This window comes from Roseovarius sp. D22-M7, assembly GCF_037083785.1.
GTDB lineage: Bacteria > Pseudomonadota > Alphaproteobacteria > Rhodobacterales > Rhodobacteraceae > Roseovarius.
In genome coordinates this window covers 44,088-64,365 of record NZ_JBAPKY010000016.1, presented here as the reverse complement: position 1 = coordinate 64,365, position 20,278 = coordinate 44,088, and the positions used below count along the sequence as shown (strand labels likewise).

Annotated in this window: 16 protein-coding genes; 9 read left to right on the top strand and 7 right to left on the bottom strand. The window is 67.0% G+C overall.

What is annotated here, in order from left to right; all coding sequences use genetic code 11:
* Window positions 1-3 precede the first annotated feature (3 nt).
* The 3 genes from V8324_RS09390 to V8324_RS09380 all read left to right on the top strand — a co-directional run bounded on the left by V8324_RS09390 (window position 4) and on the right by V8324_RS09380 (window position 2,444).
* Window positions 4-864, top strand: a complete 861-nt coding sequence (locus V8324_RS09390) for a D-amino-acid transaminase (RefSeq protein WP_336419674.1) — start codon at window positions 4-6, stop codon at window positions 862-864.
* Between the two features lie 145 nt (window positions 865-1,009).
* Window positions 1,010-1,504 (top strand): VOC family protein, encoded by a 495-nt coding sequence (locus V8324_RS09385; protein ID WP_336419673.1) that lies wholly within the window; start codon window positions 1,010-1,012, stop codon window positions 1,502-1,504.
* A gap of 61 nt (window positions 1,505-1,565) precedes the next feature.
* A complete protein-coding gene (locus V8324_RS09380; protein ID WP_336419672.1) occupies window positions 1,566-2,444 on the top strand; it encodes a branched-chain amino acid aminotransferase in 879 nt (292 codons plus the stop codon).
* 302 nt (window positions 2,445-2,746) lie between these two features.
* On the opposite strand, the gene V8324_RS09375 is transcribed toward V8324_RS09380, so the two are convergent.
* Entirely contained in the window at window positions 2,747-3,829 is a 1,083-nt protein-coding gene (locus V8324_RS09375) for a hypothetical protein (protein ID WP_336419671.1), read from the bottom strand.
* Between the two features lie 125 nt (window positions 3,830-3,954).
* On the opposite strand from V8324_RS09375, the gene V8324_RS09370 reads away from it, so the two are divergent.
* From V8324_RS09370 to selD, 3 genes are all read left to right on the top strand, one after another.
* Window positions 3,955-6,240: a hypothetical protein gene (locus V8324_RS09370; RefSeq protein ID WP_336419670.1), complete on the top strand. Its 2,286-nt coding sequence runs from the start codon at window positions 3,955-3,957 to the stop codon at window positions 6,238-6,240.
* A 556-nt stretch (window positions 6,241-6,796) separates the two neighbouring features.
* Window positions 6,797-8,572 carry an SLC13 family permease gene (locus V8324_RS09365; RefSeq protein ID WP_336419669.1) on the top strand — a complete coding sequence of 592 codons (1,776 nt, stop codon included), beginning with the start codon at window positions 6,797-6,799 and terminating at the stop codon, window positions 8,570-8,572.
* An 81-nt stretch (window positions 8,573-8,653) separates the two neighbouring features.
* Window positions 8,654-10,840: a selenide, water dikinase SelD gene (gene selD / locus V8324_RS09360; protein WP_336419668.1), complete on the top strand. Its 2,187-nt coding sequence runs from the start codon at window positions 8,654-8,656 to the stop codon at window positions 10,838-10,840.
* Here the strand turns inward: selD and mnmH are convergent.
* The 3 genes from mnmH to cobS form a co-directional block, all read right to left on the bottom strand.
* Window positions 10,837-11,874 carry a tRNA 2-selenouridine(34) synthase MnmH gene (mnmH, locus tag V8324_RS09355; RefSeq protein ID WP_442970499.1) on the bottom strand — a complete coding sequence of 346 codons (1,038 nt, stop codon included), beginning with the start codon at window positions 11,872-11,874 and terminating at the stop codon, window positions 10,837-10,839. The genes selD and mnmH overlap by 4 nt on opposite strands.
* A gap of 92 nt (window positions 11,875-11,966) precedes the next feature.
* Entirely contained in the window at window positions 11,967-13,844 is a 1,878-nt protein-coding gene (gene cobT / locus V8324_RS09350; RefSeq protein WP_336419666.1) for a cobaltochelatase subunit CobT, read from the bottom strand.
* Between the two features lie 24 nt (window positions 13,845-13,868).
* Entirely contained in the window at window positions 13,869-14,855 is a 987-nt protein-coding gene (gene cobS / locus V8324_RS09345) for a cobaltochelatase subunit CobS (protein ID WP_336419665.1), read from the bottom strand.
* Window positions 14,856-15,030: 175 nt separating this feature from the next.
* On the opposite strand from cobS, the gene V8324_RS09340 reads away from it, so the two are divergent.
* The 3 genes from V8324_RS09340 to V8324_RS09330 all read left to right on the top strand — a co-directional run bounded on the left by V8324_RS09340 (window position 15,031) and on the right by V8324_RS09330 (window position 16,957).
* Window positions 15,031-15,573 carry a sigma-70 family RNA polymerase sigma factor gene (locus V8324_RS09340; RefSeq protein ID WP_336419691.1) on the top strand — a complete coding sequence of 181 codons (543 nt, stop codon included), beginning with the start codon at window positions 15,031-15,033 and terminating at the stop codon, window positions 15,571-15,573.
* On the top strand, window positions 15,570-16,268 hold the full coding sequence (locus V8324_RS09335; RefSeq protein ID WP_336419664.1) for an anti-sigma factor: 699 nt from the start codon (window positions 15,570-15,572) through the stop codon (window positions 16,266-16,268). Before V8324_RS09340 ends, V8324_RS09335 begins: the two co-directional genes overlap by 4 nt.
* A gap of 101 nt (window positions 16,269-16,369) precedes the next feature.
* Window positions 16,370-16,957 carry a fasciclin domain-containing protein gene (locus V8324_RS09330; RefSeq protein ID WP_336419663.1) on the top strand — a complete coding sequence of 196 codons (588 nt, stop codon included), beginning with the start codon at window positions 16,370-16,372 and terminating at the stop codon, window positions 16,955-16,957.
* 74 nt (window positions 16,958-17,031) lie between these two features.
* Here V8324_RS09330 and mmsB read toward each other — a convergent pair whose 3' ends face one another.
* From mmsB to V8324_RS09315, 3 genes are read right to left on the bottom strand one after another with little or no spacing between them, the layout of a single operon-like run.
* Window positions 17,032-17,904 (bottom strand): 3-hydroxyisobutyrate dehydrogenase, encoded by an 873-nt coding sequence (mmsB, locus tag V8324_RS09325; RefSeq protein WP_336419662.1) that lies wholly within the window; start codon window positions 17,902-17,904, stop codon window positions 17,032-17,034.
* Window positions 17,901-18,953 carry an enoyl-CoA hydratase/isomerase family protein gene (locus V8324_RS09320; protein ID WP_336419661.1) on the bottom strand — a complete coding sequence of 351 codons (1,053 nt, stop codon included), beginning with the start codon at window positions 18,951-18,953 and terminating at the stop codon, window positions 17,901-17,903. The genes mmsB and V8324_RS09320 overlap by 4 nt, the downstream gene beginning before the upstream one ends.
* Window positions 18,950-20,092 carry an acyl-CoA dehydrogenase family protein gene (locus tag V8324_RS09315; RefSeq protein WP_336419660.1) on the bottom strand — a complete coding sequence of 381 codons (1,143 nt, stop codon included), beginning with the start codon at window positions 20,090-20,092 and terminating at the stop codon, window positions 18,950-18,952. Before V8324_RS09315 ends, V8324_RS09320 begins: the two co-directional genes overlap by 4 nt.
* Between the last annotated feature and the right edge of the window lie 186 nt (window positions 20,093-20,278).

Below are 20,278 nucleotides of genomic sequence, written 5' to 3'. Positions count from 1 at the left end.
ATCATGCGCACTGTTTACGTGAACGGCGAGTACCTGCCGGAGACCGAGGCGCGGGTCTCGATCTTCGACCGGGGGTTCCTGATGGCCGACGGGGTCTACGAGGTGACCAGCGTGCTGGATGGCAAGTTGGTGGATTTCGAGGGGCACCTCGCGCGGCTGGAACGCTCGCTAAACGAGCTTGACATGCGCAAGCCCGATGGCTTCGACAACCTCCTGGAAATCCACCGCGACCTCGTCGCGCGCAACGGGATCGAGGACGGGCTGATCTATCTGCAGGTCACGCGCGGCAGCGATGGCGACCGCGATTTCGTCTTTCCCGACCCCGAGACGACCCCACCGACGCTGGTGCTGTTCACCCAGTCCAAGCCCGGGCTGGCGGATAACCCGGCGGCGAAAAAAGGCATGAAGATCATCAGCATAGACGATCTTCGCTGGGGCCGCCGCGACATCAAGACCGTGCAGCTTCTTTACCCGTCGATGGGCAAGATGATGGCCAGGAAGGCCGGAGCCGACGATGCCTGGATGATCGAGGACGGGCACGTGACCGAGGGCACCAGCAACAACGCCTATATCGTCAAGGGCAACACGATCGTCACCCGGCACCTGAGCCACGAGATCCTGCACGGGATCACCCGCGCCGCCGTGCTGAGCTTTGCCCGCGAGGCGCAGATGCAGGTCGAGGAGCGGCCCTTCACCCTCGACGAGGCCAAGGCCGCGGACGAGGCGTTCGTGACCTCGGCCAGTGCATTCGTGATGCCGGTGGTCGAGATCGACGGGACGGCGCTGGGCGATGGCGCACCCGGGCCGGTGGCCCGCAGATTGCGCGAGATTTACATCGACGAGAGCCGCAAGGCCGCCGTGTAAAGCGTACAGCGTGTACGTTTCGTACGCGCGTTGTGTACGTGTCGCGCAGTTCTGCGCGCCAGCGCACGCGGGGTGAGTGTTCGGGCGCAATTGTGCGCGAAACGGGCAGGGGCCATGTTGGTGTCACGCAACTCAGGAGCCCGCCATGTCCCATGTTCATCCCGCCACTCGCATCGGTCACGTCCATCTCAAGGTCTCGGATCTGGAGCGCGCCATCGCGTTCTATTCCGGCGTGCTGGGATTCGAGGTGCAACAATATTACGCGGGCGGGCAGGCGGCGTTCCTGTCGGCAGGCGGCTATCATCACCATATCGGGCTGAACACGTGGAAGTCGCTTGGCGGCACGCCGCCGCCCAAGGGACATACCGGTCTGTTCCACACCGCGTTTCTCTACCCCGACCGGGCGGCGCTGGCTGATGCGTTGCGGCGTGTACGCGCGGCGGGCATCCCCGTCGAGGGTGCCGCCGATCACGGGGTGAGCGAGGCGGTGTACCTGTCGGACCCGGATCGTAACGGCGTCGAGCTATATAGCGACAAGCCCGAGGCCGAATGGCCCCGCGACGCCGACGGCCGGCTTGCCATGGTGAACGACCCGCTCGACCTCGCAAGCCTTCTGGCCGAGGCACCGCCGCGCGACTGATCGCTCTGGACCCCGCTGCACGACGGGCCTAGTCTGCGCCCGACAGCAGGAAAGGGACGTCATGCCGACGGGGACGAACATCCGCACATATTTCGAAGGCCGGTGGCATGAGGGCGATCTCGCCGTGATGAAGGCCGCCGATCACGGCATGTGGCTGGGCAGCAACGTCTTCGACGGGGCGCGCTACGCGCATGGGATGACCCCGGATCTCGACAGGCATTGCGCGCGGGTCAATGCCTCGGCCGAGGCGCTGATGGTGACGCCGACGGTGGGTGTCGCCGAGATGGTTGAGATCATCCATGCGGGGCTGCGGGCCTATCCCGTCGATGCCGCGGTCTATATCCGGCCGATGTACTGGGCGATCGATGGCGGCATGTCGGCGATCGTGCCCAAGGAGGGCGGCGGCACGGGATTCGCCGTTTGCCTCGAAGAGATCCCGATGGCCGCCGCGGGCGCCACGACGACGCTGTGCCGCACGCAGTTCCGGCGCCCGGTGCTGGCCGATGCCGTGGTCAATGCCAAGGCGGCCTGTCTTTACCCCAACAATGCGCGGATGCTGGCCGAGGCGCGGTCGCGCGGGTTCGGCAACGCGCTGGTCGCGGACGCATTGGGCAACGTGGCCGAGACGGCGACGGCGAATGTCTTTGCGGTGCGGGATGGCGAGGTCTTCACCCCGGTGCCCAACGGCACGTTCCTGGCCGGAATCACCCGCGCGCGGCACATCGCCAACATGCGCGCCGCGGGAATGGTGGTACATGAACGCGTGATGAGCTTTGGCGATTTCGAGGCCGCCGACGAGGTGTTCCTGTCGGGCAACATGATGAAGGTCACGCCGGTCTCGGCATTCGAGGACCGGCAGTACCAGCCCGGGCCGGTGACCGAGCGGGTGCGCGAGATGTACTGGGACTGGGCGCGCTCCGCGGCGAGCCGTGTCGACTGATGTTCCCCACCTGACACATAATGCGCGACGCTTGCCATATACCGGATGCAGGCCCGGCCTCGTCGAGGGAAAACCGAGGTGACGGCCGGGCGCCCAAAGCTGTTTTTGAAGGCCCACATGCTTTTCGTGAGGCACTCCGCGCCCGCGAAGCCTCGCGGATACACCCACTCGCCCCGATGAACTCCGGCAAATGGACTTGGTCGATCTCAAGGTCCACGGATACGCCGGAGGCACGCCCCCGGCACGAACCGGGCGGGTGCGGTATCCGGTGCAACGCTGCCTTTTCACCGTCTCCCCGCGCCTCATCGCACGGGGCTTTCTGGCTGGGGCAGAAAATCGCCCTCACGGACATTGCTTTGGAACTCGACAAGGAACCAGAAGGATCGATCGACCTGTCGACCGAAGCATTGCCGGAGAAGTCGGGTATAGCCGGGTTCGCCCTGGATCCGGGTCAGGTAGCGGCTGAAATGCGCGACCACCTGCGACGAGCCGCGCGGGCCGACGACGGCATAGGGTTCTATCGTGATGATGTCCGGCAAGAGCGTCATGCGACCCTGGATCGCGCGGATATCTTCAGCCGTCAGCTTTTCGAAGGGAACCGGGTCTTCCTCGGGCACACGGGTCACCTTGCCCGGCAGCGCGGTCAGGTTGGCGAGGTGCCATTGCAGGATGTGGCGGTCTTCGAGCAGGAGGTCGGCCTTGGATCTGGACCCGTCCGAAAGCAGATCGATGATCGCGGTCGTCGTGTCGGGGTAGGTGTGGACCAGGCCGTCTTCGAGCGCGCGGGGGTCGCAGCCTGGGCGCCCTTGCGTGAAGCTTTCCCATCCGGGAAGGCGGCGTTCGACCTTGTTGGTGGCCGTACTGGTGGCATCCGACGTGGTGCCGCCGATCACACCGACCCGGCAGCCGGTCTCGTCGAGAAATCCCGGTCCACCCAGCACCGACGTGCCTGTGAGAAACGTGTAGGGGCTGGCCGGAAGCTCGGCCCGCAGCGTCACGGTCGCCGTGGTCGCGCCGCACAGCAGATCGAACGGCGGCGCGTCCGCGGCAAGCATGTCGTAGCGCTCGGCGATCGGCACCTCGACAGGAACGATATTCGGCGGGTCGCCCCGGCAATCGCTTATCACGGTCTCCAGAAAGCCGCGGCAGAGTTCGACCGTGTAGCCGACATGATCCTGCAGCGGCGCGTCGGTTCGAGGCGGTCCGCATTGTCCGAAAGAATCAGACGCGAACCGGTCCTTGTGAAAGGCGAAGGGCGGTGCGTCGCTGCGCAACCCGACCCGGATCGTCGTGCCGCAGAGATCCCTGAAATCGCTCTGAGCCCACGCGTCCGCGCCGGCAAGGGCCAGGAAAACCACCGAATAACATAGTCTTGGAATACCCATCGGGATCGCCTCGTGCTTTCCGACAATTTTGGATAGACGCCGCTACCGCATCGATTGTTTTAGCTAATGTAAACAATAAGTGTTACAAATTAACGATTGGAAAACAATGGTGTTGGAGCACTGCCATGGTGTGGCGATGCCTTTGGATACCGGTTGTCGCGCTTGCCGGCTTCCTGATCTATGTCGGCCGCAGCCCCGAGTGGACGGGAACGCTCTTCACAATGCCGTCGAATGTGCTCGGCTGGACAGGCACGACGTTGCAACAGAGCGTTCAGGACATGTTCCTGACGGGCGCCTGCACGGTCGGGATTTTCCTCTACTTTTATTCGCGGTTCAATGCCTGGCCGCGGTTGGGACAGACGCCCGAGGTCTTTCCCGACCACCAGCCGCGCTTTTTCACGACCTGGATGCGGTACAGTGCCTGGGCCTCGTTCTATGGCGCCCTGATGTCGGCGCTGTTTCTGCTGATCGTCTTCGCCCCCGAATTCGTGACCAAGGTCGTCGTGCTTCTCGAATTCGTGTTTCCGGGCAACCCGCTGCTGACCAAGCTCGGACCCGACATGATGCAGGGCCAGGGGCGCGATCATCTGTGGTTCCTTGGGGCCGGCCTTCTGGTGACCGTATTCTTTGCCAAGTCGGATTTCGAAGGGCAATTGCGCGGCTTCTTCCAGACCCGGGCGATGATCCCCCACGAGGCCGTGCGGATCTTCGCCCAGCTCGAGCGCGATTTCTTCACCAAGCCACTGGTGGACGAGAAGCTTGGCGAGGTTGACCATGCCGAGCTCGAGGGAAGGCTGCGCAGCTTTTTGCGCGATTCCGCGGCCGACCGGCACATGCCGACCTATTACGACTTCGAGCTCGAGGTGCGGCCGGAACAGGCCTTGCAGCGGCGGCTCGAACTCTTGCCGAGGGTCGAGTTCATGCTCTGGCGCCTCAAGCAGCGGGACTTCTCCGCCGAGGTCGATCACGAACTGGTCAACCATGAGGACAAGCTCGAGCAGATCGAGAAATCTCTCGTGCCGCTGCGCGAGACGGTCCTCGGCATCAATGCCCAGCTTGCAATGGCTCTGGAAGGATTGCGGGCCATCGAGGATGCGGCAGCGCAGATCGCCGCCGGGTTTTCAGAGGAGAACCGCCGCGTGGCCGAGGGTCTGGGCGCGTATGCACGGGTGCGCGCCGCCACCGGCCTTCCCGACGGCACCGACCGGGTGCGCGACATTCCCGTGTCCCGGCTCGATGACGTGGCCGAGGCGCTGGACGAGGAACTCGACGCGCTCGGTGGCAGGCTTGCGGCGTTGAACACCTCCGCCTTCGGTGCACTGCAGGAGATCGCGCCCGGGGCGGATGCGGCGCCGGCTGAATCGGTCATCCAGCTGTTCGAGGCGGTGACCGAGCTGCGCAGCCAGCTTCAGTCCTTGCTGGCGGGCCTGACGCCGCTTTGCGGCTTCGGCCTGAAAAGCATCGATGACAGCCTTGCCGAGCGCGAGAAGCTTGTGCGGCTGGTGGCCGGGCAAGTTCTGGGCTTTGCCATCTGCATCGCGCTGGCCGCCTCGCACCAGCCGGATCACAGGTTCTTCGCGCGCCTCGGGCTCTGGCCGCGTTTGGGGTCGGTGCGGCTGCGCACGGACCGGGCAGTCTGGATCGTGGTTATCCAGCTTGGTCTGTACGTGGCGCTGGTGTTCCTGATCCGCTACCTGATGGATGTCGGTTTCATGGAGAAAGTGCAGGAAATATTTCCCGAAAGCGCGTTTCTGGACTGGTACATGACAAGTCTGCGCGACAGCGCGTGGGCGGCGAAATCGATGAACGTGATGATGTGGCTGATCTTTGGCACCTGGTTTATCGCATGGCCGCTTCTGCACGGCTGCTATCACGGCAGCGCGCTTGCCTCGCTGCGGGAACTTCGCGTCGGCGGCGACCGCCCTCGGGACTTTCGCCTGACCGAGGGCATCGTGGCGTATACGTTGATCTGGTCGGTCTCGGTCATCGGCCTGTTCATCCTGTGCACGGCCTTGACCATGCCCGGCAGTTTTTACAACGCCGTGCCGTTTACCATTATTCCCCCGGTCTGGGGGGTGTTGGTGGCCGCGGCGTCGATGCGGGTGTCTCTGCATCTCGAGCCGATCAGGTTCTGGCGCGACGCGCTTTGGAGCCTTTCGGGGACGCTGTTCGCTCTCTGGATCGTGATGCAATGGACGCACTTCGGCGCCGGCGAGGGACCGGATTACACGAAGTGGACGGTATATTTCCTGATCTGCGGCGCCTTGAACCTGTCGATCCTGTTCTCGATCATGGGGTGCTTTTTCACCGCCCCGAGCCGGACCAGGGATCAGAGCGAGCAGGAATCGCGCGGCACCGCGATACCGATCTTTCAACGTTCGCTTCGCGAAGGATCCCAGGCGGCCGAATAGGTGTTGGAAACCCGGTGCCTTTTCACTGACCAGCCGATCCGGCATCAGGAGAGGCAGAGGCGCACCCGGTCTCCCGCGCCAATAATGTGCGAAAATCTCACGCTTGATGGCCGGATGGGGCGGTACGGATCAGGCATGGTTGGCCCGGCCTCCTCGACGCGCCGGGCCGTCGATGCAAGGCAGCGGCCCGAGACATAGTCCACGGCGGTAACGCGGGCTCTTTCCGCGACACTGACCGGCAATTCCGGGAAATCGCATGGACCCCGGACCTGCTTGCGCCGCAGCATCGACCCGCCTTCCGCAAGTCGCTGGCCCTTTCAGCGCCTGCGGGCGCGCTGGGCTTGCAACCGTCCCTCGGGCTTTGCCCGCGACCACGTTGGTCCTGCATGCGATACGCTGCCCGGATCGGTTATCATGTGTCAGCGGGGCAACACCAGCGCCTGCCCGAATCGCGGGTATGCCGCCCGTCCGGCGAATTAGAGGTTGAACTCCGGCCCCGGCCCGGCGTTAAGTGCACGCCAGTTTCGGACACAGCCTGCAGGTCGGACACCCGCGCATGACAGTCGACCAGATCTTCGTTCTCGTGGTGCTGGCGGTGGTCTTCATCTTCTTCATCAGGGAGATATACCCGCCGGAGGTCACCGCGCTCGCCGCCTCGGCGGTGCTGCTGGCCAGCGGCATCATCCAGACGGACGATTTCCTGACGGTCTTCAGCTCGTCCGCGCCGATCACCATCGCGATGATGTTCATCCTGTCGGCGGCGCTGGAACGTACCGGCGTTCTCGAACTGATCGGGGACCTGTTGCGCGAACAGGCGCGCGGGTCCTTCCTGCGCACCATCCTTCTGATGATGTTCGGCTCGATGATCGCCTCGGCGGTGATGAACAACACCCCGGTGGTGATCCTGCTGACGCCGGTGATGATCTCGCTGGCGGGCTCGCTTGGCGTCTCGCCGTCGCGGCTGCTGATCCCGCTTTCGTATTCGGCGATCTTCGGCGGCACGCTGACGCTGGTCGGCACCTCGACCAACATCCTGATGAGCAGCGTGGCGATGGATGCCGGCCAGCCGCCGCTGTCGATGTTCGAGATGACGCTGCCGGGCCTCGTGCTGTGCACGGTCGGCGTGCTCTACATGGTGTTCGCGGGGCGATTCCTGCTGCCCGACCGCTCGTCGCTGGCCTCGACGCTGGGTCAGGAAAGCAAGCGCAAGTTCCTTGCCCGGCTGCTGATTCCGCATGGCTCGCGCTATATCGGCAAGACCCTCGACGAGTTGCCCTTCAACAAGTCCGGCGCGCGCATCCTCGACGTGGTGCGCGGCGAGGTCTCGATGCGCCGCCACCTCAAGACGCTCGAGCTGATGTCCGGCGACCGCGTGGTGATCAAGACCGATACCGGCGAGATCCTCGGGCTGAAGGACGATGGCGAGGTGGAATTCCGCGACATGGACGAAAGCGGGTTCGAGCCGGTGACCGCCGAGCGCACGATCACCATGGAGGCCAGCGTCGGCCCGCATTCGCATCTGCGCGGGCGCCCGATCAAGGATCTGAAGCTGCGCCGCAAGTACGGCGTCTACCTGATGGCGGTGCATCGCCACGAACAGAACATCTCGCGCGACATTCAGGACACGCGGCTGCAATTTGCCGACACGCTGCTTCTCGAGGGCCCGCCCGAGGGGCTGCGCCGGATGATGGACGATGGCGGGATCATCAACCTGACGGCCACCTCCGAACGCCCGGTGCGCCGCGACAAGGCGCCGCTGGCGATCGGGATCATCGTGCTGGTGATGGGGCTGGCCGCGGCCGGCGTGATGCCGATCGCCGGGCTTGCGGTGATCGGGGCGTCGGTGGCGATGCTGACGCGTTGCCTCGACCCAGACGAGGCGTTCGACGCCATCGACTGGCGCATCCTGTTCCTGATCTTCGGCATGCTCGGCCTGAGCATGGGGATGGAGGCGACAGGGGCCGCGCGGGTGCTGGTGGAATCCGTGGTCTACCTCGTCGGCGGCCTCGGCCCGCTGGCGGTGCTGGCGGCGGTCTATGTCATGACCTCGGTGCTGACCGAGATGGTCTCGAACAACGCGGTCGCCGTGCTTGTCGGCCCGATCGCCATCGCCATCGCGCTGGAGCTGGGCTTTGATCCGCGTCCCTTCATCATCGCGGTGATGTTCGCGGCCTCGGCCAGCTTCGCGACCCCGATCGGCTACCAGACCAACACCTTCGTCTACTCGGCCGGGGGCTACAAGTTCCGCGATTTCATCGTGGTGGGCCTGCCGCTCAACCTGCTTTTCGCGGTGGTCGCGGTGCTGGTCATCCCGCTGTTCTTCCCGTTCTGAGGCCGCCCGGCGCGCATGCCGCGCTTTTCGCGGCGCGCGTGATGGCGTAGGACGCATCCGACCCCGGGGAGGCCGCCGATCATGATGCCATCACCTGTCACGCTGTCGCGCGATCTCGTCCTTGTCGGGGGCGGGCACGCGCATGCGCTGGTGCTGCGCATGTGGGTGATGAACCCGCTGCCCGGCGCCCGGCTGACGCTTGTCGACCCGGCCCCGATGGCGCCCTATACGGGCATGCTGCCGGGGCTGGTGGCGGGCCATTACCGCCGCGCCGAGCTCGAGATCGACCTCGTGCGGCTGGCGCGCTTTGCCGGCGCGCGGCTGCTGATCGGTCCGGTCACGCATATCGACGACACCGCCCGCGCGATGACCGTCGCGGGCCATGGCGAGATCGGCTATGACGTGGCCAGTGTCGATATCGGCATCCATTCGCGCATGCCCGATCTGCCGGGATTTTCCGAACACGGAACGGCGGCCAAGCCGCTCGGGCCCTTCGCGGCCCGTTGGGACGGGTTCGTGGCGCGGGTCGCGGCGGGCGAAGCCGCGCCGCAGGCGGCGGTGATCGGCGGCGGTGTGGCGGGGATAGAGCTTGCGATGGCCATGGCCCACCGGCTGCGCGGTGCCGGGCAGGACGCGGGCGCGGTCGCGGTCACGCTGATCGAGCGGGCCGCGCGGATCGCCCCCGAGATGCCGTCGGCCCGGCCGCGCCTGCTGCGCGCGCTCGATCAGATGGGCGTGCGCGTGCTGACAGAAACAGAGGTGACGCGCATCACCGGGGCCGGGGTCGATCTGGCCGATCACAGCCATGTGCCCGCCGGGTTCATCGCCGGGGCCGCCGGGGCGCGGGCGCATCCGTGGATCGCCGAAAGCGGCCTGCCGGTGACGGATCGGGGTTTCCTGCGCGTCGGCCACGACCTGCGGGTGCGCGGCAGCGAGACGCTGTTCGCCGCCGGCGATTGCGCGCATCTCGACCTCGCGCCGCGGCCCAAGGCCGGGGTGTTCGCGGTCCGCGCCGCGCCGGTGCTGCGCGACAACCTGCGCGCGGCGCTGTCGGGCCGACGGCTGCGCGCCTTTCAGCCGCAGCGCCATTACCTCAAGCTGGTCTCGCTGGGGGGCAAGTCCGCGCTGGCCGAGCGGGCAGGGGTGGCGGTGGCCGCGCCGCTGCTCTGGCGCTGGAAGGACCGGATCGACCGGCGGTTCATGGCGCAGTTCAACCCGTTGCCCGAGATGCAGGCGCCCAAGCGCCGAGGCCCCGCCGCGCTGGACGAGGCGGCCGGCGATGATCCGCTTTGCGGCGGCTGCGGAAGCAAGGTGGCGCCCTCGGTACTGGCGGGAACGCTGGCCGCCGAGCGGCACGGCACCCGGCCCGACATCCTGTCCGGACCGGGCGATGACGCGGCGCTGCTGGGGATGGGCGGCGTGCGGCAGGTGCTGACCACAGATCACCTGCGCGCCTTCACCCTCGATCATGGGCGCATGGCGCGGATCACCGCGCTGCACGCGCTTGGCGATATCTGGGCCATGGGCGCGCGCCCGCAGGCCGCGCTTGTCTCGATCACCCTGCCGCGCATGTCGGAACCGTTGCAGGCCCGAACCATGGCCGAGATCATGGCGCAGGCCGGCGCCGCGCTGCGCGAGGCCGGGGCCGAGATCGTCGGCGGGCATTCCAGCATGGGCGCCGAGCTGAGCATCGGCTTCACCCTGACCGGGCTGCTGGACGGGCCGGCGATCACCACCGGCGGGGCGCGCGCGGGCGATGCGCTGATCCTGACGCGGCCGATCGGGTCGGGCACGCTTCTGGCGGCGGAGATGCGCGGGCTGGCGCAGGGCGGCGATGTGGCCGCGCTGCTTACGGTGCTGGCACAGCCGCAAGGCGACGCGGCGCAGATCCTTGAAGGTGCCCATGCGATGACGGACGTGACCGGCTTCGGTCTGGCCGGGCACCTCGCGGCAATCTGCCGCGCCTCGGGCGTGGGGGCCGAGATTTCGCCCGCCGTCGTGCCGGTCTTTGCGGGGGCCGAGGCGCTGGCGGCGCAGGCCGTCCGCTCGACCGTGTGGGCCGCCAACCGCCGGGCGTCGCCGGTGATTGGTGCCGGGGATGACCCGCGGGCCTCGCTGCTGCACGACCCGCAAACCGCGGGCGGACTGCTGGCGGCGGTCGCGCCCGGGACGGCGCACCCGCGGGTTGCCGCGCTGCGCGCCGCCGGGCACGAGGCGGCGATCATCGGCACCGTCACCGACGGCCCGGCAGAGATCCGGCTGGTCTAGCCCTGCTCGGCGATCAGCCGGCGCGCGGTTGCCGCAAGCGTCATGTCGGCGAGGTCCGGCAGGTCCAGCACGGGGCGGTCATGCCGCGTCGCCATCCGGGTGTAGCGCGGGTCGTAATGTTGCACTATCAGCGCCTCGACCAGCGCCGCATGATCGCCCCTTGCGGCCATGTCGCGCCACTTTGCCACCGCCTCGTGCCCGTGAAAGCGTACCAGGCGGTCGAGGATCGCCTCGATCTGCGCCTGGTCGGTGCAGAGATCGGCATATTCCGTCATCAGGTGCCCGACGCGGGCGCCGAGCGGCGCGGCGATCCGTACCGCCGGCGCCGCCTTCATCGCCACGGCGAGGGCCGGCGGCAGGTTGATGCGGCCGATGCGGGTGCTTTCGGCCTCGACGAAGACCGGCCGCGCGGGATCAAGCCGCGTGACATGAGCGGCCAGCCGGCTTTCGAACCATTTCTGCGACGGCTGCGGGCGGTCCATCGAGCCGAAGACCGACCCGCGATGCGCCGCGAGATCCTCGAGGTCGAGGATCTGCGCGCCCTGATGCGCCAGATGGCCCAGCAGCCGCGTCTTGGCGGTGCCGGTGCCGCCGTCGATCAGCACCATCGGGGCCGGGAATTCGCTGTCGTAAAGCACGCCCGCGACCAGCCGGCGATAGCTGCGATAGCCGCCGGCGATGGTGTCGGCCCGCCAGCCGATCTGTTGCAGGATGCCGGTGAACGACCCTGACCGCTGCCCGCCGCGCCAGCAATAGACCAGCGGCCTGTAGCCGCCACCCCGATCCGCAAGCGCGCCTTCGAGATGCCGCGCGGCGTTGCGCGCCACCAGCGCGGCCCCGACCTTGCGCGCGAGAAAGCGGTCCTGCTGCACGTAGATCGTGCCGACGCGGGCGCGTTCGGCGTCCGACAGGACCGGCAGGTTGATCGCGCCGGGCAGGTGATCCTCGGCATATTCGGCAGGAGAGCGCACATCGATGATCTCGTCGAAGGGCAGCGCGCCGAGGTCGCCGAGGGTCGTGAGGGTCATGGGCATGATCTGGCGCGCGGGTCCTGTTGTCGCTATGGCCCGCGTGCATGCGGGGCGGGCGGGCGGAGATCAAGCGCTTTCGCGCGCGCCCCGCCGGGTCACATCGCCTTGCGCAACCCCATGACTCGGGCGCGCGCGCGCGGATCGTTGTCGAACAGCGCCGCAAGCTGTTCGGTCATCGCGCCCGCAAGCTGATCGGCGTCGGTGATGGTCACCGCCCGGTCATAGTAGCGCGTCACGTCATGGCCGATGCCGATGGCCAGCAATTCGACCTGTTTGCGCCGCTCGACCATGGCGATCACGTCGCGCAGGTGCTTTTCCAGGTAGTTGGCCGGGTTCACCGACAGCGTGCTGTCATCGACCGGCGCGCCGTCGGAGATCACCATCAGGATCTTGCGCGCCTCCTTGCGGGCGACCGTGCGCCGGTGCGCCCATTCCAGCGCCTCGCCGTCGATGTTTTCCTTCAGCAGGCCTTCCTTCATCATCAGCCCGAGATTGTCGCGGCTGCGCCGCATCGGCGTGTCGGCGGACTTGTAGATGATGTGGCGCAGGTCGTTGAGACGCCCCGGCAGTTGCGGCCGCCCCTCGGCCAGCCATTTCTCGCGGCTTTGCCCGCCCTTCCACGCGCGGGTGGTGAAGCCGAGGATCTCGACCTTGACCGAGCACCGTTCGAGCGTGCGCGCCAGCACGTCGGCGCAGACCGCGGCGATCGAGATGGGCCGCCCCCGCATCGAGCCGGAATTGTCCAGCAGCAGCGTGACCACGGTGTCGCGGAACTCGGTATCCTTTTCCACCTTGAAGCTGAGCGGCGTGGTCGGATTGGCGACCACCCGCGCCAGCCGCCCGGCGTCGAGGATGCCTTCCTCGCGGTCGAATTCCCAACTGCGGTTCTGCTGCGCCTGCAGCCGCCGCTGCAGCTTGTTGGCCAGCCGCGACACGGCGCCCTTCAGCGGGTCGAGCTGCTGGTCGAGATAGGCGCGCAGGCGCTCCAGCTCGATCGGCTCTGCGAGGTTCTCGGCGCGGATCTCTTCGTCGTGGGTGCTGTCGAACACCCGGTAGGTGGGATCGGCGTCCGACACGGGCTGCGGGGTAGGCGGCTCCAGCGGGGCCTCGCCCTCGGGCAGCTCGGTTTCCTCGTCCATCTCCTCGTCGGCGAGGTCGTCCATGCTGACCTGCGACTGAGCCGCGTCCTGCTGTTCGTCCTGGCTGCGTTCCGGATCGGCGTCGGCCTCGTCTTCCTGGCTGTCGTCGTCGCCGCTGCTGTCGGGCTCCTGCTGCTCGTCGCCGGTATCCTCGGCGTCGTCGTCGGTGTCCTCGTCGGGGCTGTCAGGATCGTCGCCCAGCTGGTCGCCGTAGCCCAGATCCTCGATGATGCGGCGGGCGAACTTGGCAAACGCCGTCTGATCGGCCAGCGTGTCCTGCAGATCCTCCAGCGTACCGCCGGCCTGCTTCTCGATGAAGCCGCGCCACAGCTCCATCACGTTACGCGCGCCGGCGGGCATGTCGCGCCCGGTCGCGAGATGGCGGATGAGATAGCCCGCGGCGGCGGGCAGGGGCGCGTCGGCCGCGGCGGTGATCTGGTCGTACCCCGCGCGGCTGGCATCCTGCGCGATGCGGGCGTCGATATTGGTGGCGGTGCCGGGCATCTCGCGCGCGCCCACGGCCTCGCAGCGGGCGGTCTCCATCGCCTCGTACAGCTCGCGCGCCATGTCGCCGGGCGGGCTGTAGCGGGCATGCAGGCCGGCATCGTGAAACTTGTGGCGCAGCGCCAGCGCATCGGCGGTGCCGCGCGCGATCAGCACCTCCTCGGGCGACATCCGGCGCGAGATCTGCGGCAGCCGCATCGCGTCGCCGGAAACCCCGCTGGGATCGACCGAATAGCTGACCGAGAGATCGGAATCGTCGGCCATCACCTTGGTCGCGTTGGCCAGCGCCTTCTTGAACGGATCGGCCGGGTTGTCGGTGGGTTTGTTCATTGCAGGCCCCCTGCGCCAGCGAGACTACCGCACCGTGACGTTCACGGCGCTTTCGGGCAGTTCCTCGTCAAAGCAGCGCTGGTAGAATTCGGCGACGGTCTGACGCTCCAGCTCGTCGCACTTGTTGAGGAAGGTCAACCGGAAGGCATAGCCCACGTCGCGGAAGATCTGCGCGTTCTCGGCCCAGGCGATGACCGTGCGCGGGCTCATAACCGTTGACAACTCGCCGTTCATGAAGGCAGTGCGCGACAGGTCCGCGACGGTCACCATGCGGCTGACGGTCTTGCGCCCCTCGGCGGTGTTGTAATGCGGGTTCTTCGACAGCACGATCGCCGTTTCCGCGTCATGGCTGAGGTAGTTCAGCGTCGCCACGAGGCTCCAGCGGTCCATCTGGCCCTGGTTGATCTGCTGGGTGCCGTGATACAGCCCGGTCGTGTCGCCGAGACCCACGGTGTTGGCAGTCGCGAACAGCCGGAAATAGGGGTTGGGCGTGATCACCTCGTTCTGGTCCAGCAGCGTCAGCTTGCCGTCGGCCTCGAGCACGCGCTGGATGACGAACATCACGTCCGCGCGCCCCGCATCGTATTCGTCAAAGACAATCGCGGTGGGGTTGCGCAGCGCCCAGGGCAGGATGCCCTCGTGGAACTCGGTCACCTGCACGCCTTCGCGCAGCTTGATCGCGTCCTTGCCGATCAGGTCGATGCGGCTGATATGGCTGTCGAGATTGACCCGCACGCAGGGCCAGTTGAGCCGGGCGGCGACCTGCTCGATATGGGTGGACTTGCCGGTGCCGTGATAGCCCTGGATCATCACGCGGCGGTTATGCGAGAATCCGGCCAAGATGGCGAGTGTCGTGTCGGGATCGAACTTGTAGGTGGGATCGAACTCGGGCACGCGCTCGGACGGCTCCGAGAATCCTTTAACGACCATGTTGCTGTCGATGCCGAACGTGTCGCGGACCGAGACCTCCTCGGTCGGTTTCGCGTTGATGTCCATCGTGCCGTCAGCCATGTCGCCGGTCCTTCATTCGGGTCGTTTGTGCAGTCGCGTGTTGCAACATATCGCGCGGAAGGGCAAGGGGAAGGCGCAATATCGGCCCGGCCCCAGGACGGATCGAGGGCGGATCGCGACTGGTCACGCGGGTTTCGCGTGATATGCTGGCATCCGCGGAACGCGTAATGAGGTCATCGTGACACGCAGCGATATCGAGGATCTGATCCTGCGTGTCGGCCAGGGAAACCGGGCCGCATTCCAGACGCTTTACGACGCCACCTCGGCGAAACTATTCGGCATCGCCTTGCGTGTCTTGAATGACCGCGCCGAGGCCGAGGACGTGATGCAGGAGGTTTACGTCAAGGTCTGGCACAACGCGTCCCGCTACAAGGTCAACGGTCTCAGCCCGATGACATGGCTGATCACCATCATGCGCAATACCGCGGTGGACCGCCTGCGCAAGCGGCGCCGCGCCGGAGAGCAGGCCGAGATCGACGATCGTGCGGCCGATCCCGGCATCGGCCCCGAGGATGCGACGATCGCCGCGTCAGAGCGCAGCCGCCTCGTGGCGTGTTTCGGCGAATTGCCCGGCGACCGGGCAGAGGCCGTGCGCCGTGCCTATCTGGAGGGCGAGACCTACGCGGATCTCGCGGCCCGTTTCGACGTGCCGCTCAACACGATGCGAACCTGGCTGCGCCGCAGCCTGCTCGCGCTCAAGGAGTGTCTGACGCGATGAGCGATCAGGATCAGCCGGATCGGGACGACGACCGCGTCCTTGCGGGGGAATATACCCTCGGGCTGCTCTCGGCCGACGAGGCGGCGGCGTTCGAGGCGCGCCTCAACCGCGAGCCGGAACTGCGCGCGCTCTACGCGCAATGGGCCGAGGATCTGACCGGCCTTGCCGATGACGCGCCCGCGCAGGCGCCCCCCGCGCATGTCTGGCGCGGGATCGAGGCCGGTCTCTTCGCGACAGAGGCGCGGCGGCCGTGGCACCTGCGGCTTCTGCTCTGGGGCGGCGGCGTTGCGGCCGCCGCGGCGGCCGTGCTCGTCATCGGGTTTGCCGGTCTTTTCGAGCGCGCGCCGCTGCCGCCCGGGGATGCGCCCTATGTCGCCGAACTCTCGGCCGAGGATCGCGACCTCGTGGTGCAGGCGGTCTATGACGACGCCACGGGGCGGCTTTTCGTCGAGCGGGCGGCGGGCGATGCCGCCCCGGGCCGCGCGCTGGAGTTGTGGCTGATCGCCGGCGAGGATGCGCCGGTCTCGCTCGGGGTGCTGCCGCCGGACCGCCGCGCCGTGCTGCGCGTGCCCGACACGCTGCGCGACCGGTTCGCGGGATCGACGCTGGCAATCTCGGACGAGCCCGAGGGCGGATCGCCCACCGGTGCGCCCACCGGCGATATCCTCGCGGTCGGACAGGTCCGCGACGTCTGAGCCGAAAAAAAGTCTGAAACTCTTTCGCACCGGCGTGCGTGTCTGCGTGTGACCTGCGGCCGAACGGGCCGCGGGCATCCGTTCAACCGAGGAGACAACACATGACACGCACCAAGATGTATTTCGCGTCGAGCGCCCTGGCGATCGCGGCGACCGGCGCGCTGGCCGTCAGCGCGACGATGGCCGTCGCGGCGATGGACAACCCGATGGTCGGCGGCGCCGAGATGTCGCCGCAGAAGAACATCATCGAGAACGCGGTCAATTCCGCCGATCACGAAACGCTGGTCGCCGCCGTGAAGGCGGCGGGCCTTGTCGAGACGCTGTCGGGCGAGGGGCCGTTCACCGTCTTCGCCCCGACCGACGCGGCCTTCGGCATGCTGCGCGAGGGCGCGGTCGAGAAACTGCTCGAACCCGGCGCGCGCGATCAGCTGACGCAGATCCTGACCTGCCACGTCGTGGGCGCCGATGCGATGGCGATGGCGATCAAGGGCATGATCGACGATGATGGCGGCATGCATATCGTGCCGACGCTTGGCGGCTGCGAGTTGAAGGCGACCTATGAAGGCGACAGCATCATGCTCGGGGACGAGCGCGGTCGCATGATCACCGTCACCATCGCCGACGTGAAACAGTCCAACGGCGTGATCCACGTCGTCGACCGGGTGATCCTGCCGCCGAAGCCCGAATGAATTTAGCCAGTTGACTTGGTTCAGAGTAGACGGGGCGGTGCCATGCGCCGCCCCGTTCCTTTCTGCGCCGTGCCCTAGCTTCGCCCGCGTTTCTCGAACCTTGGCAGCATCGCGGAAAAGTCGCGGCCGGTGCCGCCTTCGTTCTCGACGAATTGCGCGTAAAGCTCGCGCGCCGCGCGCCCCAGCGGCGTGTCGGCATCCGCCGTCTCGGCCGCCTGCTGGGCCAGCGTCAGATCCTTCAGCATCAGTTCGGCGGCGAAGCCGGGCGTGTAGTCGTTGTCGGCGGGCGATTTCGGGCCGATCCCCGGCGCCGGGCAATAGGTGTTCATCGACCATGACGACCCCGACGAGGTCGAGACGACATCGAACATCGCCTGCCGGTCGAGGCCCAGCTTGTCGGCCAGCGCGAACGCCTCGCAGGTGACGATCATCGTCGCCCCGAGGATCATGTTGTTGCAGATCTTGGCCGATTGCCCGTTGCCGGCCGGGCCACAATGAACTGCCTTTTGTCCCATGATATCAAAGAGGTCTCGGGCGGTCTTGAACCCCGCCTCGTCGCCGCCGACCATGAATGTCAGGGTGCCGGCCGATGCCCCACCGACGCCGCCCGAGACCGGCGCGTCGAGGGCCGACAACCCGGCCTCTTGGGCTTGCGCGGCGACGTCGCGCGCGCTGTCCACGTCCACGGTCGAGCAATCCAGCAGCACGGCGCCCGCCTCCATGGCCGGGATCACCTCGGCGGCCACCGCGCGCAGGATCTTGCCGTTGGGCAGCATGGTGATGACCACCTGCGCACCGCGCGCGGCCTCGGCGGCACTTGACGCGACAGTCACACCTTCGACCTCGACCCCGGCAGTGTCGAACCCGGTCACGTCATGCCCCGCCTTGGCAAGGTTGGCGGCCATGGGCGCGCCCATGTTGCCCAGCCCGATGAACCCGAACTTCATGTCGTCTCCTCCTCCTCGAATGTCGGTATGCCGGCATCAAGCGGCGCCAGCATCTCTGACACCGCCGCGTCGGGCAGCCTGTCGGGATCGTGCTGCCAGGCTGGATTGCGATCCTTGTCGATGATCGCGGCGCGCACGCCTTCCAGAAAATCGCCCTGCTCCATGGACCGGTAGGTATAGCGGTATTCCAGCCCGAGCGCGCGGCGGATGCCCGCCCCCTCGTTGCGCAAGGTCCGGATCATCTCTATCGTGCAAGCCATTGAAAGCGGGGAGTTTCGCTGCATCGCCCCCAGTGTGTCGCGGGCAAACCCGTCATCCTCGCCTTGAAGCGATGCGATGATGTCGCGCAATGTCACTGCGCCGAAATGCGCCCCGATCCTCTGCGTGTGCGACCGCAGATCAGCCTCGGGCGCCGATGAGGCGTGCCGCGCGATAAGATCCGTATCGCCCGTCTCTGTCAGCTCCGCGGTCAGCTTGCCCCAGCCCTCTTGCGGCACGTAAGTGTCGGCAAAGCCGCAATGGATCGCGTCGCCGGGCCCCATGCGCGTTCCGGTGGTGCCCAGATATTCGCCCAGCAGTCCCGGCGCGCGGGCCAGCAACAGCGAGCCGCCCACATCCGGCACAAGGCCGATGCTGCATTCCGGCATGGCGATCCGCGTGCTGTCGCAGACGATCCGGTGCGATCCGTGACAGGAAATGCCCACGCCGCCCCCCATCACGAAGCCCTGCATCAGCGCGACAAAGGGCTTGGGGTATTCCGCGATCTTCGCGTTGAGGCGGTATTCATCGGCCCAGAAGCGGCGCGCGAAGGCGTAATCGCCGGCGCGCGCGGTCTCGTAAAGCTGCTGCACATCGCCGCCCGCGCAGAACGCCTTGTCGCCCTCCGCGTCGATCAGCACGAGGCTGACCGCGTCGTCGTCGCGCCACGCGTCGAGGGCGCGCTCGATCTCGAGGCACATCTCGTAGGACAGCGCGTTCAGCGCCTTGGGCCGGGTCAGCGTGATGCGGCCGGCGCGCCCCTCGGTGCGGATGTGGATCTGATCGCTCATGTCCCGGCCAGCATCTGCCGCGCGACGATCAGGCGCATGATCTCGTTGGTGCCTTCAAGGATCTCGTGCACGCGGAGGTCGCGGACCAGTTTCTCGATCCCGTAATCGGCAAGGTAGCCGTACCCTCCATGCAGTTGCAGGCACTGGTTGACGACCTCGCTGCCGGTCTCGGTCACGCGCTTTTTCGCCATCGCGCAGAACTTGGGCGCGTCGGGGGCGCCGTTGTCGAGCTTCCACGCCGCCTGGCGCAGGAAGGTGCGCGCCGCCTGCAGGTCGATCTCCATGTCGGCAAGGCGGAATTGCAGGCCCTGGAACTGGTCGATGGACTGCCCGAAGGCCTTGCGCTCGGCCATGTATTTCAGGGTCATGTCCAGAGCCTGCTGTGCGGCCCCCAGCGAGCAGGCGGCGATGTTCAGCCGCCCGCCATCGAGGCCGTTCATGGCGTAGGAAAACCCCTTGCCCTCTTCGCCGATCAGGTTTCCGGCGGCGATCTTGCACTCGTCGAACTGCACCTGACGCGTCGGTTGGCTGCGCCAGCCCATCTTCTCCTCGAGCCCGCCGAAGCTGAGGCCGGGCGTGCCGTCCTCGACATAGACGGTCGAGATGCCGCGATAGCCGGCCTCGCCGGTGCGGACCATCACGAGGTAGGCGTCGGAATATCCGCCGCCCGAGATGAACGCCTTGGTGCCGTTGAGGGTGTAGCCTTCATTGGTGCGCTCGGCCCGGGTCTTGAGCGCCGCGGCGTCCGAGCCCGACCCGGGTTCGGTCAGGCAGTAGGACAGCACGGTCTCCATCGTCAGGGCGCCTGGCAGCACGCGTGCCTTCAACGCGTCATCGGCGAAATTGTCGATCATCTTGGCGCACATGTTGTGGATCGACAGGAAGGCGGCGACCGACGGGCAGGCCATCGACAGGGCCTCGAAGACCAGCGTCGCATCGAGCCGCGACAGCCCCGCGCCGCCCGACTCCTCGCTGACATAGAGCCCGCCGAACCCGAGCGCCGCGATCTCGGGCCAAAGCTCCTTGGGGATCGTGCCGGTGCGTTCCCAGTCGCGCGCATGCGGCGCGATGCGGTCCTGACCGAAGCTGCGGGCCATGTCGAAGATGGCCGTCTGTTCTTCAGAGAGGTCGAAATCCATGGCCGGCTCCTGCTGTTTGCGTTGCCGGATTTACAGGGTCTCGGGCCGAAAATTGCAAGCCCGTTTTACGCTGCATCGCAGCGGGCGCGGCGGACCGGGTCTGGGCTGACTTGAGCCCGCTACAGACGGCGACCGCGACGCGCGGCGGTTCATGATGTGTGAAATAGCAAGGGGCCGGGGGGCTGT